General features: G+C 72.5%; 12 protein-coding genes. 10 read left to right on the top strand and 2 right to left on the bottom strand.

The genetic code is table 11. The features are described from left to right. Positions 1–142: 142 nt before the first annotated feature. From ACFVT5_RS15545 to ACFVT5_RS15520, 6 genes are all read left to right on the top strand, one after another. Complete coding sequence (locus tag ACFVT5_RS15545; RefSeq protein ID WP_389886752.1) at positions 143–1063, top strand: crotonase/enoyl-CoA hydratase family protein; 921 nt, start codon at positions 143–145, stop codon at positions 1061–1063. A gap of 14 nt (positions 1064–1077) precedes the next feature. Continuing rightward, positions 1078–2019 (top strand): Zn-ribbon domain-containing OB-fold protein, encoded by a 942-nt coding sequence (locus tag ACFVT5_RS15540; RefSeq protein ID WP_389886749.1) that lies wholly within the window; start codon positions 1078–1080, stop codon positions 2017–2019. Beyond that, a complete protein-coding gene (locus tag ACFVT5_RS15535) occupies positions 2020–3087 on the top strand; it encodes a thiolase domain-containing protein (protein ID WP_389886747.1) in 1068 nt (355 codons plus the stop codon). Then, the gene (locus ACFVT5_RS15530) at positions 3084–4268 is read left to right on the top strand and encodes a thiolase domain-containing protein (RefSeq protein ID WP_389886744.1); all 1185 of its coding nucleotides are present in this window, start codon (positions 3084–3086) and stop codon (positions 4266–4268) included. Before ACFVT5_RS15535 ends, ACFVT5_RS15530 begins: the two co-directional genes overlap by 4 nt. Positions 4269–4373: 105 nt before the next feature. Beyond that, complete coding sequence (locus ACFVT5_RS15525) at positions 4374–4616, top strand: DUF397 domain-containing protein (protein WP_389886741.1); 243 nt, start codon at positions 4374–4376, stop codon at positions 4614–4616. A gap of 140 nt (positions 4617–4756) precedes the next feature. Beyond that, on the top strand, positions 4757–5662 hold the full coding sequence (locus ACFVT5_RS15520; protein WP_389886738.1) for a universal stress protein: 906 nt from the start codon (positions 4757–4759) through the stop codon (positions 5660–5662). Positions 5663–5714: 52 nt separating this feature from the next. Here the strand turns inward: ACFVT5_RS15520 and ACFVT5_RS15515 are convergent, their stop codons facing one another. Next, entirely contained in the window at positions 5715–6440 is a 726-nt protein-coding gene (locus ACFVT5_RS15515) for a leucine-rich repeat domain-containing protein (protein WP_389886735.1), read from the bottom strand. A 94-nt stretch (positions 6441–6534) separates the two neighbouring features. Here ACFVT5_RS15515 and ACFVT5_RS15510 point away from each other — a divergent pair, with 94 nt between their 5' ends. From ACFVT5_RS15510 to ACFVT5_RS15495, 4 genes are all read left to right on the top strand, one after another. After that, positions 6535–7140 carry a CGNR zinc finger domain-containing protein gene (locus tag ACFVT5_RS15510; RefSeq protein WP_389886732.1) on the top strand — a complete coding sequence of 202 codons (606 nt, stop codon included), beginning with the start codon at positions 6535–6537 and terminating at the stop codon, positions 7138–7140. A gap of 94 nt (positions 7141–7234) precedes the next feature. After that, a complete protein-coding gene (locus ACFVT5_RS15505; RefSeq protein ID WP_389886729.1) occupies positions 7235–9997 on the top strand; it encodes an ATP-binding protein in 2763 nt (920 codons plus the stop codon). A gap of 66 nt (positions 9998–10063) precedes the next feature. Further along, positions 10064–10564: a hypothetical protein gene (locus tag ACFVT5_RS15500; RefSeq protein ID WP_389886726.1), complete on the top strand. Its 501-nt coding sequence runs from the start codon at positions 10064–10066 to the stop codon at positions 10562–10564. Positions 10565–10688: 124 nt separating this feature from the next. Continuing rightward, a complete protein-coding gene (locus tag ACFVT5_RS15495) occupies positions 10689–13028 on the top strand; it encodes a glycoside hydrolase N-terminal domain-containing protein (protein WP_389888114.1) in 2340 nt (779 codons plus the stop codon). Positions 13029–13097: 69 nt separating this feature from the next. Here the strand turns inward: ACFVT5_RS15495 and ACFVT5_RS15490 are convergent, their stop codons facing one another. Further along, positions 13098–15086 carry an N-acetylmuramoyl-L-alanine amidase gene (locus ACFVT5_RS15490; protein WP_389886723.1) on the bottom strand — a complete coding sequence of 663 codons (1989 nt, stop codon included), beginning with the start codon at positions 15084–15086 and terminating at the stop codon, positions 13098–13100. Positions 15087–15490: the final 404 nt, after the last annotated feature.

The following is a 15490-nucleotide window of genomic DNA, read 5'->3' as shown; positions in this document are numbered from 1 at the left end:
ACTGACTTGGCGGTCATCAGAGCAGAGGCGCCCTCAAGTGGGAAGGGTCCCCGCACAAGAAATCTGACTGAGTGTCAGAAAACTATTGAACTGGGCCCCGGCCTACTGCAACCTGTTCCAGTCTGACGACGGGAGGACGGCCATGGGTGAATCAGCGACGGGTGAGACGGCGACGGGCGCATCGCCGACGGATGGATCGGCGAAGGGTGGATCGACGGCGGGCGAGTCGGCGACGGGTGGATCGTCGGCCGGCGCGTCGGCGACGGGTGGGACGGAGCACCTCACCGTGCGGCGCGAAGGCGCCACACTCGTCCTCACGCTCAACCGACCGGAGGCCAGGAACGCGCTCTCGCTGCCGATGCTGGTCGGCCTGTACGACGGCTGGCTGGAGGCCGACGCGGACGACGCGATCCGCTCGATCGTCCTCACCGGCGCGGGCGGCGCGTTCTGCGCGGGCATGGACCTCAAGGCCCTCGCGGGCCAGGGCATGGACGGTCAGAAGTACCGGGACCGGATGACCGCCGACCCCGATCTGCACTGGAAGGCGATGCTGCGCCACCACCGCCCCCGCAAACCGGTCGTCGCCGCCGTCGAGGGTCCCTGTGTCGCGGGCGGCACCGAGATCCTCCAGGGCACCGACATCCGGATCGCGGGCGAGTCGGCGACCTTCGGGCTGTTCGAGGTCAGACGCGGTCTGTTCCCCATCGGCGGCTCCACCGTCCGGCTCCAGCGGCAGATTCCCCGTACCCATGCCCTGGAGATGCTGCTCACCGGCCGCCCCTACGCGGCGCGCGAGGCCGCCGCCATCGGACTCGTCGGGAGCGTCGTGCCCGACGGGACCGCCCTGGACGCGGCACTCGCCGTCGCCGAGCGGATCAACGCCTGCGGTCCGCTCGCCGTCGAGGCCGTCAAGGCGTCCGTGTACGAGACCGCCGAGATGACCGAGTCCGACGGTCTCGCCGCCGAACTGAAGCGCGGCTGGCCGATCTTCGACACCGCCGACGCGAAGGAGGGCGCCCGCGCCTTCGCCGAGAAGCGACCCCCCGTTTACCGGCGCGCCTGACCCGAGGAGACCCCGTGCCCGAAGTCCTCTCCGCCCCCCTCACCGTCGAATTCCCCTTCACCCGCTCCCTGGGACCCGTCCAGAGCGCCTTCCTCACCGGGCTGCGCGAACGGGTCGTCCTCGGTGTGCGCACCACCGACGGCCGCACCCTCGTGCCACCCGTCGAATACGACCCGGTCACCGCCGACGAACTGCGCGATCTGGTCGAGGTGGCACCGACCGGCACCGTCACCACCTGGGCCTGGAACCCCGAGCCCCGGCGCGGTCAGCCCCTCACCACCCCCTTCGCCTGGGTGCTCGTCCGGCTCGACGGCGCCGACACCGCGCTGCTGCACGCCCTCGACGCCCCCGGACCCGACAGCGTCCGCACCGGACTGCGCGTCCGTGTCCGCTGGGCCGTGACACGCACCGGCGCCATCACGGACATCGCCTGCTTCGAACCGTACGACGGGCCGCCCGCCCAACCCGGCGGTCACAGCGGCGAGTTCGCGGACGCCGTCACCGGCATCGTCGCCCCCGCGCGCCTGGACTACACCTACAGCCCCGGCCGCGCCCAGACCGACCACCTCGCCGCCCTCGCCGAACGGCGCACCGTCGGCGAACGCTGCCCGTCCTGCCACAAGGTGTACGTCCCACCGCGCGGTGCCTGCCCCACCTGCGGGGTCGCCACCACCGACCACGTCGAGGTCGGCCCGGCCGGCACCGTCACCACGTACTGCATCGTCAACATCAAGGCGAAGAACCTCGACATCGAAGTGCCCTACGTCTACGCGCACATCGCCCTCGACGGCGCCGACCTCGCGCTGCACGGACGCATCGGCGGCATCCCCTACGACCAGGTGCGGATGGGCCTGCGCGTGACACCCGTATGGACCGAGGGCAGCCGCTTCCCCGACCACTACCGGCCCACCGGCGAACCCGACGCGGACTACGACACGTACAAGGAGCTGGTGTAGATGGCGACGCAGTCCGGGGCCCGCCGGGACATCGCCGTCGTGGCGTTCGCGCAGACCGACCATCTGCGCAGGACCGACGAGCAGTCCGAGGTCGAGATGCTGATGCCGGTGCTGCACGAGGTGTTCCGGCAGACCGGCCTCAAGACCAGCGACATCGGGTTCACCTGCTCCGGCTCCAGCGACTACCTCGCGGGCCGCGCGTTCTCCTTCACCATGGCCCTCGACGGAGTCGGCGCCTGGCCGCCGATCGCCGAGTCCCATGTCGAGATGGACGGCGCCTGGGCCCTGTACGAGGCATGGACGAAACTCCTCACCGGCGAGGCGGACACCGCTCTCGTCTACTCCTACGGCAAGTCGTCGCCCGGCTCGGTCCGCGACGTCCTCACCCGCCAACTCGACCCGTACTACGTCGCCCCGCTCTGGCCCGACGCGGTGGCGCTCGCCGCACTCCAGGCACGCGCCCTCATCGACGCGGGCGACACCGACGAACCGGCACTCGCCGCCGTCGCCACGCGCGGCAGGGACGCCGCCGCCGACAACCCGCACGCCCAGATCCGGGGCGCCCGGCCCCAGGGCGAGTACGTCGTGAGCCCGCTGCGCACCGGCGACTGCCCGCCGATCGGCGACGGCGCCGCCGCCGTGATCCTCGCGGCGGGGGAGCGGGCCCGGGACCTGTGCGCACGGCCCGCCTGGATCCGCGGCATCGACCACCGCATCGACGCCCACTCCCTCGGCATACGCGACCTCACCGACGCGCCGTCCGCACGCCTCGCCGCCGAGAAGGCCGGCGCGTTCGAACGGCCCGTCGACACCGCCGAGTTGCACGCCCCGTTCACCTCCCAGGAAGTCGTCCTGCGCAAGGCGCTGCGGCTCGACGACTCCGTGACCGTCAACCCGTCCGGTGGCGCGCTCGCCGCGAACCCGGTCATGGCCGCGGGCCTGATCCGTATCGGCGAGGCCGCCACCCGCATCCACCGGGGCGCGTCCGACCGGGCGCTCGCCCACGCCACCTCGGGCCCCTGCCTGCAACAGAACCTGGTCGCCGTACTGGAGGGAGATCCCCGATGAGTGTCCACAGCCAGGCCGGCAAGGAACCCGTCGCCGTCGTCGGGATCGGCCAGACGAAACACGTCGCCGCCCGGCGTGATGTGTCCCTCGCGGGACTGGTGCGTGAGGCCGCGCTGCGCGCGCTCGCGGACGCCGAGTTGACCTGGGCGGACATCGACGCCGTCGTCATCGGCAAGGCGCCCGACTTCTTCGAGGGCGTCATGATGCCCGAGCTGTATCTCGCCGACGCGCTCGGCGCCGTCGGCAAACCGATGCTCCGCGTCCACACCGCGGGCTCCGTCGGCGGCTCCACCGCGCTCGTCGCCGCGGGCCTCGTCGCCGCCCGCGTCCACGGCACCGTCCTCACCCTCGCCTTCGAGAAGCAGTCCGAGTCCAACGCCATGTGGGGCCTGTCCCTGCCGATCCCCTTCCAGCAGCCCCTGCTCGCGGGCGCCGGCGGTTTCTTCGCCCCGCATGTCCGCGCCTACATGCGGCGCACCGGCGCCCCCGACGCCATCGGCTCCCTCGTCGCGTACAAGGACCGCCGCAACGCCCTGAAGAACCCGTACGCGCATCTCCACGAGCGTGACATCACGCTGGAGAAGGTCCAGGCGTCCCCGATGCTCTGGGACCCGATCCGCTACTCCGAGACCTGCCCGTCGTCCGACGGCGCTTGCGCCATGGTCCTCACCGACCGCGCGGGAGCCGCCCGCGCGCCAAGCCCCGCCGCGTGGCTGCACGGCGGCGCGATGCGCAGCGAGCCCACCCTCTTCGCGGGCAAGGACTTCGTGTCCCCGCAGGCCGGCCGGGACTGCGCCGCCGATGTCTACCGGCAGGCCGGGATCGCCGACCCGCGGCGCGACATCGACGCCGTCGAGATGTACGTGCCGTTCTCCTGGTACGAGCCGATGTGGCTGGAGAACCTGGGCTTCGCCGCCGAGGGCGAGGGCTGGAAACTCACCGAGTCCGGCGTCACCGAACTCGACGGCGACCTGCCCGTCAACATGTCCGGCGGAGTCCTGTCCACCAATCCCATCGGCGCCTCCGGCATGATCCGCTTCGCCGAGGCGGCGCTCCAGGTGCGCGGACAGGCGGGTGAGCACCAGATCGACGGCGCCCGCCGGGTCCTCGGCCATGCCTACGGCGGCGGCTCGCAGTTCTTCGCCATGTGGCTCGTCGGATCCGAGCCCCCGAACACCTGAACGGAGTACGGCGATGGCCGGACGACGACCCTCTCCCGCGGCCTGTGCTGCGCCCTGACCGATCGCTAGGCTGGCCGCGGACGACGCATCGGGAGGAGCACGGACGTGGCCGAAAGCACCACCCAGGATTACCCGCTCGCGGGGTGGGAGAAGCCCGAACTGGATCTGAGCAACGCGGACTGGCACTCAAGCAGCGGGGGACGGGGCGACGTTCAGATCGCCTTCGTCGAAGGCTTCATCGCGATGCGCAACAGCGGTCGCGCCGAAAGCCCTTCGCTCATCTTCACCCCGGCCGAGTGGGGCGCGTTCGTACTGGGGGCACGCGAGGGAGAGTTCGATCTGACCTGAGCCGGCCGACGGCTCCGACCCCGGGGGAATTCTCGAAATCTTCGGACACGGGACCTTCGGCCCTGCCGTGCGGCCCTCGTGTGAGCGAGGCTGGATCGGGAACCAGCCGATCATGGCTCAGTGCCGGAGACGAGGAACCCATGAGCACCCTGCCCGTCATCGCCGCGGTGGACGGATCGGACGACAGTCTGCGCGCCCTTCAGTGGGCCGTGACGGAAGCGGGACGACGCGGAGCGACACTCCGCGTCGTCCACGTGCGCCAGTACGCCGCCTGGACCCAGCCCGACGTCCTGGTCGCCGGACCGCCGGAACCGACCGAGGACCCCGTGCTCGGCCAGGTACGCGCCGCGCTCGCGGACCGTGCGGACCTGCCGCCCGTCGAGTACGTGGACATGGAGGGCTCGCCCGCCGCGGTCGTCCCCCAGTTGGGCGCGGGCGCGCAGCTCCTGGTGCTCGGCTCCCGGGGGCGCGGCGGCTTCGCCAGCCTGCTGCTCGGCTCCAACGGCATGGCCGCCGCACGGGACGCCGACTGCCCCGTCGTGATCGTGCCGCGCCCCGGACGCGAGGTGCGGGGCGAGACCCGGGTGGAGCCCGGCCCGCGCGTCGTCGTCGGCGCGTCCGCAGACGCGCCCGACGGGCACACGCTCGCCTTCGCCTTCGCGGCGGCGGACCGCATGGGCGCCCGCGTCGACGTGGTGTCCGCCTTCCCGTGGCCGGAGTACGTATGGTCGACGGCCGGTGGATTCACCCCGTCCGTCGCCGACCAGGAGGCCGCCCAGAAGGACACGGTGGGCCTGATCAAGGACATCGTGGCCCCCTACCGCGAGGCGCACCCGGAGGTTCGGGTCGCCGTGATCGCGGCGCCCGGTGACGCGGCGGGTCACATCGTCGGGGCGTCGAGGGACGCGGAACTGGTCGTCGTGGGCCGCCATCGCAGGCGTGTACTGAAGCCCGCGCCGCTGCTCGGCTCGGTCACCCACGCGGTTCTGCTGCACGCGTCGAGCCCGATCGCGGTGGTACCGCCCGAGGAGCCCGAGGAGAGCTGACGGCCGCTGGTCGGTGCGGGACCACCGCATGTCAGTACGGGACCGCCGTGGGTCAGTACAGGACCACGCAGCCGCGCCCTTCGAGGTCCCGCAGCAGTCCGTGCGGGACCTCGACGGCGTTCCACCGCAGATCGAGTTTCTCCAGCGCGGGCAACTCGGCCAGCCAGCCGGGCAGTTGCCGTATCCGGTTGCCCCGCAGATCGAGCCGCCGCAGCAGCGGCAGTCCGCGCAACGCTGCCGGGACCTCGGTGAACGCGTTATCCCGCAGCTCCAGTTCCCTCAGCTCCCGCAACGCGCTCACGGAATCCGGCAGTTCCGTGAGCCGGTTGCCGCGCAGCCACAGCTCCCGCAGGGCGCCGAGCCCGCCCAGCGACGCGGGAAGCGACTCCAACCGGTTGTGCTGCGCCCGCAGTTCCACGAGTCCGGCCAGGTCGCCGAAGGTGTCGGGCAGGGAAGTGAGCTGGTTCTCGCCGACATTGAGGTACGCGAGCCGGGTCAGCCGGCCCAGCGACGCGGGCAGCTCCGTGAGCCGGTTGTCGTGCACGTACAGGAAGCGGTCCAGGGCTGTGAGGTCGCCCAACTCGTCCGGGAGGCGGGTGAGGTGGTTGTGCCCGAGGTCGAGGGTGTGCAGCGAGGTGAGGGTGCCGATGCGGGCGGGCAGGTCCTTGAGGTCGTTGTCGGCGAGGATCAGGGTCTTCGGGGCCGGGTGCTCCCATACGTCATCCGGAACATGGCCGGATCGGGCACGCCAGTAATTGATCACGCCGTTTTCGTCCACCGACACACCTTCGCCCGGCCTTGAGCCCGCCGGAGCCGCGCGCCCGCTAATGGATGGGCGCGACCGTATCATTAGCGCGCCCTATCATGGGCCCATGGACGCCTCGCCGCTCGCGCTGGACCTCGCCCTCACCGTCCGCCACGATGGGCACGGGCGCGTCACCGACGACCTCACCGAACCGAGCGGGCTGACCCACTGGGTGCGGGAGCGGCAGGACACGCTGACAGCGGTGTGCGCATCCGACACCCCCTTCACCGCCGACGCGGCATCCCTCGCCGCCGTCCGCGAGGTACGGGCCGCCGTCCGCGCCCTGTTCGCCCACGCCGTCCACCCCGGCGAGCCCAGCCCGGCCGACGCCCACCGGCTGCTCCCGGCGGCGGACGCGGTCGCCCGGCTCAACACGGCGGCAGGCCGCGTCCCCACCGTGCCCGTCCTGCACTGGACCGAGGACGCGGAACCCGTCGTACGGCACGCGCCCGTGGGGCCCGCCACCGGCGCGGATCTGCTCGCCGCCGTGCTCGCCACCGCCGCCCTCGCCTTTCTCACGGGCCCCGACCGCACCCGCCTGCGCGCCTGCCACGCGCCGCGCTGCGTCCGCTACTTCCTTAAGGAGCATCCGCGCCAGGAGTGGTGCAAGCCGTCCTGCGGCAACCGCGCCCGCGTCGCCCGCCATCACGAACGGCACCGCTCCACCGTCTGACATCATTCCCCGTCAGGCGTACGCTGAGTGGCTTGAGCGTCACGGAGCGCCCGGCCCCCTGTGCCGGACGTCCCTCCGTGGCTGGGGGTGGCAGATGGGGCAGCGCGTCCTGCGCGGACGAAGGACGCTCTTCGAACGGGAGGCCGAACTGGCCGCCGTCGACGAGGCGTTGGCGGAACTGACCGGGCTGGGCGCGCACGGCGCCGAACCCCCGGACCGGCCCCACGGCGCCCTGCTCGCCTTCTCCGCCCGCGCGGGCCTCGGCAAGACGGCACTCCTCGCCGAAGTGCGCCGCCGGGCCACCGCCCAGGGCTGCACCGTCGTCTCCGCCCGCGGCGGCGACCAGGAACAGCGTGTCGCCTTCCACGTCGCGCGCCAACTCGTCCAGCCACAGCTCGCCGACCGGTCCGAGGCGGAACTCCAGGCGTCCCTGGGGAGTTGGTACGCCATCGTCGGCCCGGCGCTCGGGCTGTGCGCACCGCCCGAACACGGCGCGCCGCCCGACCCGCAGGGCCTGCGGGACGGACTCGACTGGGTGCTCACCCATCTCGCCGTCCGGCGCGCCCCGATGGTCCTCGTCCTGGACGACGCGCACTGGGCGGACCCCGAATCCCTGGGCTGGCTCGCCGCGTTCGCACCACGCGCCGAACAACTGCCCCTGCTGCTCGTCGTCGCCTACCGGCCCGAGGAACTTCCCGAGCACGCCGAGTCGTTCCGCGGACTGCCCGGCCGCGCCGGACAGCGCCCCATCGACCTCGAACCCCTCAGCGCTCCCGCCGTGGCCCGTATGGTCCGCGAGGACGTGGGCGCCCACGCCGACGACGCGTTCTGCCGCGAGTGCTGGGCGGTCACCTCGGGCAACCCCTTCGAGGCGGTCGAACTCACCGCGAAGGTACGGGACCGGGGCCTGGACCCGACCGGCGCCGGCGCCCATCTGCTGCGGGACCTCGCGGCGGCGGTCAAGGGCAGCGGCCTGATCGCCCGCATGGAACGCCTCGGCACCTCCACGGTCCGCCTCGCCTGGGCCTGCGCCGTCCTCGGCACCGAGATCCCGCCCGCGCTCGCCGCCGCCGTCGCCGGACTCGGCGGCGAGGAGGCCGCCGACGCCGCCGACCGGCTGCGCGGCGCCCGCATCCTCACCGGCGCCGACATCCTGGAGTTCGTCCACCCGCTGATCGCGACCGCCGTGTACCGGGCCATCCCGACCGGGGTCCGCGTCGCCCTGCACGGCCAGGCGGCCTGGTGCCTGATCAACGAGGGACGCGGCGCCGCGGCAGCCGCCCGGCACCTCCTGGAGACCCACCCCGACGGCGACCGGTGGATCGTCGGACAACTCCGTGAGGCCGCCCGCGACACCCTGCGCGCCGGCGCCCCGGACGCCGCCCGCGCCCACCTCGCCCGCGCCCTGCGCGAACCCCCGACCCCCTCCGAGCGTGCCCACGTCCTGTACGAACTGGGCTGCGCTTCCCTGCTCACCGAACCCGCGACCACCGTCAACCATCTCCGCGCCGCCCTCGAAGAGCCCGTGGCGGAACCGGAGTTGCGCCAGGGCATCGTCTACCGGCTCTCCCAGGTCCTCGCCCACAGCGACCGCCTCGCCGAAGCCTCCGAGACCCTCGCCCGCGAGATCCCGCTCACCACCGACCCCAAGGTCCGGCTGCGGATGCAGGCCGAGCAGTTCATGTGGGACGCGTTCCGCGCCGACGAACCCGAATCACCGGCCCGTTCCCGCCGGCTGACCCGGCTCGCCGACCGGCTGCCAGGACGCGACCTCACCGAGCGGTATGTCATCGGCCTGCGCGCCTGGGACGCCACCCTGCGCGGCGAACCGGCGGACGTCGCCGTGCGCCACGCCGAACGCGCTCTGGTCGGCGGGCTCGGCTGGGCGGACGTCGACCGCGGCTTCGAGGTACCCGTGCTGGTCGCGCTCACCTTCATGTACGCCGACCGGCACGCGCGGACCGAAGAGCTGTTCGCGGCCGGTATCGCCGACTTCGAGCACCAGGGCTGGCGCGGCGCCCATCTCGCCTTCGGATACACCCTGTTGGGCTATGTCCGCTTCCGGCGCGGTCTGCTCGCCGAGGCCGAGGAGTTCGCGCGCGCGGGCCTCCGCCTCGCCGAACGGGTCGGCCCCGGTGTCCCCGTCCTCTGGTACGCCGTCGGCACACTCGTCGAGATCCTGCTCGCCCGGGGCCGCGTCGCCGAGGCCGGACGGCTCGCCGCCGACTACGCGTTCGCGGCACCGTTCCCCGCCGCGGTCGTGTTCCCGGACGCCCAGGCGGTGTACGGCGAACTCCTCCTCGCCCAGGGCCTGATCGAGGAGGCCATCACCGAACTCACCGCCGTGGGAGACCGGTTGGAGCGGCGCGGCATGCGCAATCCCGCCTGGTGCCCCTGGCAGCTCCACCTCGCCCGAGCCCAGGCGCACGGCGCGCCCGAGCAGGCCCTGATCACCGCCCTTGAGGCCGTCGACCGGGCCCGCCTGTACGGCGCCCCGTCCGCCGTCGGACAGGCCCTGCGCGTCGCCGCCGAGGTGTCACCCCCCGCCGCGCGCGTGGGGCTCCTCGACGAGGCGGTCGGACATCTCGAACAGTCGCCCGCCGCATACGAGTTGGCGTGCGCCGTGGTCGCCCTGAGCGGCGAACTGCGCCGCGCGGGACGCCCGGACGAGGCCGCCGAGCAGCTCTACCGAGGCTGCGACCTGGCCGAGCGGTGCGGCGCCGACGGTCTCGCGGAGCGCGCCCGCGCCGAACTCACCGCCGCGGGACTGCGGCCCCGCCGGCCCCGGGCCACCGCGGCCGACCCGCTCGTGATCGAGGAGCGCACCGGGGCACTCCGCGCGCCGGGAGCCCTCTAGGCCACACGCCCCCGGCCACCTCCGCCCCCGGGGCGGAACAGGGCCCGGGACACGTACCATGGCGGCATGTCCTTCCTCCGCCGACGCAGCGCCGCCACTCCCGCGGGCCCGGACTTCGACGTCCTGGCCATGGACCCGGGCGACTGGCCGGGCAACCTCGGCGCGGGGCTGCTGCCCGCGCCCGACGGGAGCTGCCAGGGCGTGTTCCTGCGCTACGACCTGTTCGGCGGGCGCGGCCCCGCGATGATCATCGGCAATCTGCCCGAGGGCTCCCCGGCCCGCGAGGTCGCCGACGACCAGGTCCCCTTCGAAGTCGCCCAACTCCTCCTCGCCCTGGAGAACGACGAAGAGGTCACCGTCGTCGGCACCGAGGACATGCCCGTGATGCAGGGCGACAACCTGCTGATCGTGCGCCGCGTGAAGCTCTCGGAGAGCCGGATCGCCTGTGTCCAGTTCGACCGCAGCGACAAGGTGCTCGTCACCATCGCGGCCTGGGACCGGCCCATCACGGACGATCTGTACGCACTCCTGAAGCCGCTGCCCGCGGAACTGTTCCAGCAGGGCTGAACCACAGGCCACCACCCACCGGGTCCTCCCAGGAGGACCCGGTTTTTGTCATGCCCCTTGTCGAATTGAGATCCGATCTCTAGCGTCAAGGGGCATGTCTCCAGGGATCACCCGTAGAACCACCATGAAGACCGCCATCGGCGGTGTGGGCGCGGTCGCGCTGACCGGAACCGTGCCGGTCGGTACGGCAGAAGCTGTCGAGGGCGCGACAGCCCAAGCCGATACATCGGATGACTTGCGGCTTTGGTACCGGACCCCGGCCGCCGACTGGGAACGCGAGGCCCTGCCGGTGGGGAACGGCGCCCTGGGCGCCATGATCTTCGGCACCCTCGCCTCCGAACATGTCCAGTTCGACGAGAAGACCCTGTGGACCGGCGGCCCCGGCTCGGCGCAGGGCTACGACCACGGCAACTGGCGCTCCCCCCGCCCCGGCGCCCTCGACGCGGTACGGCGCGACCTCGACCAGCAGACCTCCCTCACCCCTGAAGCCGTCGCCGCCCGCCTCGGCCAGTCCCGGGCCGGCTACGGCGCCCACCAGACCTTCGGCGACCTCCACCTGGACGTCCCCGGCGCCCCCACGACCACCCCCGCGTCGTACCGGCGCGGCCTCGACCTCGCCGACGCCGTCGCGGACGTCACCTACACCGACGTCGGGGTCACCCACGCACGCGAGTTCTTCGCCTCGAACCCGGACGGCGTCATCGTCGGCCGCCTCGGTTCCGACCGCCCCGGCACCGTCGGCCTCACCCTGCGTTACACCTCGCCCCGCGCGGACTTCACGGCCACCGCCGCCGGTGACCGGATCACGGTGCGCGGCACCCTCGCCGACAACGGCCTGCGCTTCGAGGCACAGATCCGCGTACGCCATCAGGGCGGCACCCTCACCAGCGGCAACGGCACCCTCACCGTGACCGGCGCCGACCACGCCTGGTTCGTCCTCGCCGCCGCAACGAGCTACGCCGACACCTATCCGGCGTACCGCGGCGACGACCCCCACGCGGCCGTGACCCGGACCGTCGACGCGGCAGCCGCCCGTACCTACGCGTCCCTCCGCGAACGCCATGTCGCCGACCATCGCGCCCTGTTCGGCCGGGTCGCCCTCGACATCCGCCAGACCGTGCCCGCCGATGTGTCCACCGACCAGCTCCTCGCCCGCTACACCGGCGGACCGAGCACCGACGACCGGGCCCTGGAAGCCCTCTTCTTCCAGTACGGCCGCTACCTCCTCATCGCCTCGTCGCGGCCCGGCTCGCTGCCCGCGAACCTCCAGGGCGTATGGAACAACAGCCCCAGCCCGCCCTGGTCCGCCGACTACCACGTCAACATCAACCTCCAGATGAACTACTGGCTCGCCGAGGCCGCCAACCTGCCCGAGACCACGGCCCCGTACGACCGTTTCGTGGAGGCGCTGCGGGCACCCGGGCGGCGGACCGCGCAGGAGATGTTCGGGGCGCGCGGCTGGGTCGTCCACAACGAGACCAACCCGTACGGCTTCACCGGAGTCCACGACTGGGCGACCTCCTTCTGGTTCCCCGAGGCCGCCGCCTGGCTCACCGCCCAGCTCTACGAGCACTACCGGTTCAGCGGCTCCACGGACTATCTGCGCACCACCGCGTATCCGGTGATGAAGGAGGCCGCGCAGTTCTGGCTCGACCACCTGCACACCGACCCGCGCGACGGCACCCTCGTGGTCTCGCCCAGCTACTCGCCGGAGCACGGCGACTTCACCGCCGGCGCCGCGATGTCCCAGCAGATCGTCCACGACCTGTTCACCAACACCCTGGAGGCCGCCGGCACCCTCGGCGACACCGCCGCGTTCCGCACCGAACTCGAACAGGCACTCGGCGCGCTCGACCCCGGTCTGCGCATCGGCTCCTGGGGCCAGCTCCAGGAGTGGAAGACCGACCGGGACGGCCCGACCGACGACCACCGCCATGTCTCCCATCTGTACGCCCTGCACCCCGGCCGGCAGATCGAACCCGGCAGCGCGTGGGCCGACGCGGCGAAGGTGTCCCTGACCGCGCGCGGCGACGGCGGCACCGGCTGGTCCAAGGCATGGAAGATCAACTTCTGGTCGCGGCTGCGGGACGGGAACCACGCCCACAAGATGCTCAGCGAGCAGCTCAAGTCCTCGACCCTGCCGAACCTCTGGGACACTCATCCACCGTTCCAGATCGACGGCAACTTCGGCGCCACGTCGGGCGTCGTGGAGATGCTGCTGCAGAGCCAGTTCGGGGTGATCGAGGTACTGCCCGCACTGCCCGCGGCCTGGCCGAACGGCTCGGTGCGGGGGCTGCGGGCCCGGGGCGGCGCCACCGTCGACATCGACTGGGCGGCCGGCCGTGCGACCCGCGTCGTGATCACCCCGGCCGCCACCCGCCGGCTGACCGTGCGCTGCGTTCTCGTCGAGGGCGGCGAGATCACGTTCAAGGCCCGCGCGGGCCGGCGCCGCGTCTTCGACTGAAGGGCGTACGCACAAAAGGGTCCGGGCCTCCCCCGTGAAGGCCCGGACCCTATTGTGCGGGGCGTCCGACTACCGGACGCGGACCACGTCGACGTCGGCCGCCCGCACATACTCCACGCGGTGCCCGAACTGGATCTCGTAGTACTCGTCCGTGCCGCGCACCACGCGGTGCGGTGTCGTGTCGAAGGTGGTCGCGTAGTAGTACTCGCCCGCCACCTTCTGGCCGACCACGTACCGCTGCCCGGCGGGCAGCTTGTACGGGAGCGGTGAGACCGCCTGGACCGGTACGTCCGCCGGGTACGCCTCCTTCTCCGGGTAGGCACGCCCGTACACCGGAATGTCCGTCCGGCCCGCCTTCGGGGTCACCACCAGGCCCTGCGCGGCGACGGCGGTGGGCTGCTTCTTCGGGTTCTTGAACCACGCCTTCTGACCGAGGTACCAGACCGCCGTCCAGTCGCCCTGGCGCTCCGCCACCGCGTACTGCTGACCGGTGGAAAGGCGCGCCCCGACGTCGTTCACGTCGATCGTCGAGTCCTGGCCGCCCGGCCGCAGCCCGATGTCCTTGATCAGGGGCGCGTCGTCACTCGGCGCCGTGTGCACCCGGACCGCGCCGGAGCCGTGCGGCGCGCACGCCTCACCCGCCTTGGCGCAGCCCGTGTACGCCGGCTTGTTCTTCGCGTAGTCCGGCGCCACCGTGACCAGGTCGCCCTTGGCGCCCGCCGTCCGCTGGAACGGCTTGCCCATCAGGGTGAAGTAGTGCTGCCAGTCCCAGTACGGGCCCGGGTCCGTGTGCATCCCCGGCACATTCGCGCTGGTCGTCCCCGGCACGTTGTCGTGGCCGAGGATGTGCTGCCGGTCCAGCGGGATGTCGTACTTCTTCGCGAGGTACCGCACCAGCCGCGCCGATGTCCGGTACATCGCCTCCGTGTACCAGGCGTCCGGGTTCGCGAGGAAACCCTCGTGCTCGATGCCGACCGAGTGGGCGTTGACGTACCAGTTGCCCGCCTGCCAGCCGACGTCCTTCGTCTTCACGTGCTGCGCGATATGCCCGTCCGTGGACCGGATGGTGTAGTGCCACGCCAGATACGTCGGGTCCTGCACCAGCTTCAGCGAGACGTCCCAGGACCCCTCGGTGTCGTGCACCACGATGGCGTCGACGCTCTGGTCCTTGGGGCGGTCCGCCAGATCGTGGTTGCCGTAGTCCCTGTCGCCGAACTCCGCGTACGGCGCCGGAACCCACTCGCACGCCACCGTCGCCGGGCACTCCGTGGCACCGTCGGCCGCCTTCCGCAGCCCCGCCTTCCGTAGCTGTGCGGCATCCGGCTCAAGGCCGGGCTCCGGCGCGAGGGCGACCCGCTGCCCGCTGTCGGTGGTGCGCTCGGCGCCGTCCCGGATCACCGCGAAGACATCGTTGGCGTAAGTCGCCGCCGTGGCGGTGTCATCGGCGCCGGAGAACGCGGCGACGGCCCCGTACCAGTCCGCCGGATCGTCGCTGAGCGTCTTGCCGAGCCGTTTCTGCGCGTCCGCGAGGAGCGCGGCGCCACCGCGCACGTTCGCGGCCGGGTCCGTGCGCAGTTCGGCGGCGGGAAGGCCGGTGAGCCGGGCCGCCTTTGTCAACGTCTTGAGCCGCGCGGGCAGTTGGGACGGCTCCGGCACCTTCGCGGTGGGCACGAGAGCGGGCCGTGAGGCGTCGCCGCGCGGATCCTCGGCGCCCTCACTGTGATGCTGCGCGCCCGCGAGCGCGGTACGCGCGTCCGTGAGGTGCATCGGGCCGTAGCCGCCGGTCACGCTGGGCGCGCCCGCGTGCTGGTCCCAGCGTGACTGGAGGTAGGACACGCCGAGCAGCACGCTCTGCGGTACGTGGTAGGTGCCGGCGGCGGACGCGAACGCGTGCTGGAGACCTGCCGCGGAGCCCGCGCCGGATGCCGAGGGCGCCTGCGCCCCGGACGGCGCGGCACCGAGGAGGGGCAGCAGCAGCGCGGCCGACGCGACCACCCCCGCCGTCCGGAGCGACCGGCCGCGTACGGCCGGTGTGCGGTCAGTGGCGGATCCTCGCAAAGAGTGCCTCCCGGGACGGTCGAGCGCGATGGGGCGTGCGAGCCGAATGTGGGTCAGTGGTATCGGCTCGCAGACGATCCGTCAATCATGCCCAGGAAAAGGAAGTTCGCACGTCAAGCCGGGTCGGAGCGGGGTTTCGCGCTGGCGGTGACACCGCCTGCGGCGCGTCAGTGGAGTGGACCAATGTCCGTGCGGTGGCGGCCACTTGGGGCCGGCTCGGGTTTAGGCGCACAAGTGCCGGTGCACGCGCTCCACCTGTTCGGCCCACGTGGTGGGTCCGGCTGTTCGGGGGACGACGGATCCGTGGGGGGGGGCGCGGTTGGGGCCCCCCCCCAACCGCGCATAGGGGGGACGCGGCAGACGGGGGGCCCCCCCCCCCCGCCCCCCCACAGAGGCCCAAAACA

The organism is Streptomyces sp. NPDC058001 (assembly GCF_042886315.1).
Lineage (GTDB): Bacteria > Actinomycetota > Actinomycetes > Streptomycetales > Streptomycetaceae > Streptomyces.
This window is presented reverse-complemented; position numbering and strand designations above follow the sequence as displayed.

What these genes read in the sequence shown, in the direction of transcription:
- ACFVT5_RS15500 (WP_389886726.1), top strand. Translation starts at nt 10,064, where the DNA reads ATGTCCTTCCTCCGCCGACGCAGCGCCGCCACTCCCGCGGGCCCGGAC.
- ACFVT5_RS15495 (WP_389888114.1), top strand. Translation starts at nt 10,689, where the DNA reads ATGAAGACCGCCATCGGCGGTGTGGGCGCGGTCGCGCTGACCGGAACC.
- ACFVT5_RS15510 (WP_389886732.1), top strand. Translation starts at nt 6,535, where the DNA reads ATGGACGCCTCGCCGCTCGCGCTGGACCTCGCCCTCACCGTCCGCCAC.
- ACFVT5_RS15535 (WP_389886747.1), top strand. Translation starts at nt 2,020, where the DNA reads ATGGCGACGCAGTCCGGGGCCCGCCGGGACATCGCCGTCGTGGCGTTC.
- ACFVT5_RS15545 (WP_389886752.1), top strand. Translation starts at nt 143, where the DNA reads ATGGGTGAATCAGCGACGGGTGAGACGGCGACGGGCGCATCGCCGACG.
- ACFVT5_RS15530 (WP_389886744.1), top strand. Translation starts at nt 3,084, where the DNA reads ATGAGTGTCCACAGCCAGGCCGGCAAGGAACCCGTCGCCGTCGTCGGG.
- ACFVT5_RS15505 (WP_389886729.1), top strand. Translation starts at nt 7,235, where the DNA reads ATGGGGCAGCGCGTCCTGCGCGGACGAAGGACGCTCTTCGAACGGGAG.
- ACFVT5_RS15520 (WP_389886738.1), top strand. Translation starts at nt 4,757, where the DNA reads ATGAGCACCCTGCCCGTCATCGCCGCGGTGGACGGATCGGACGACAGT.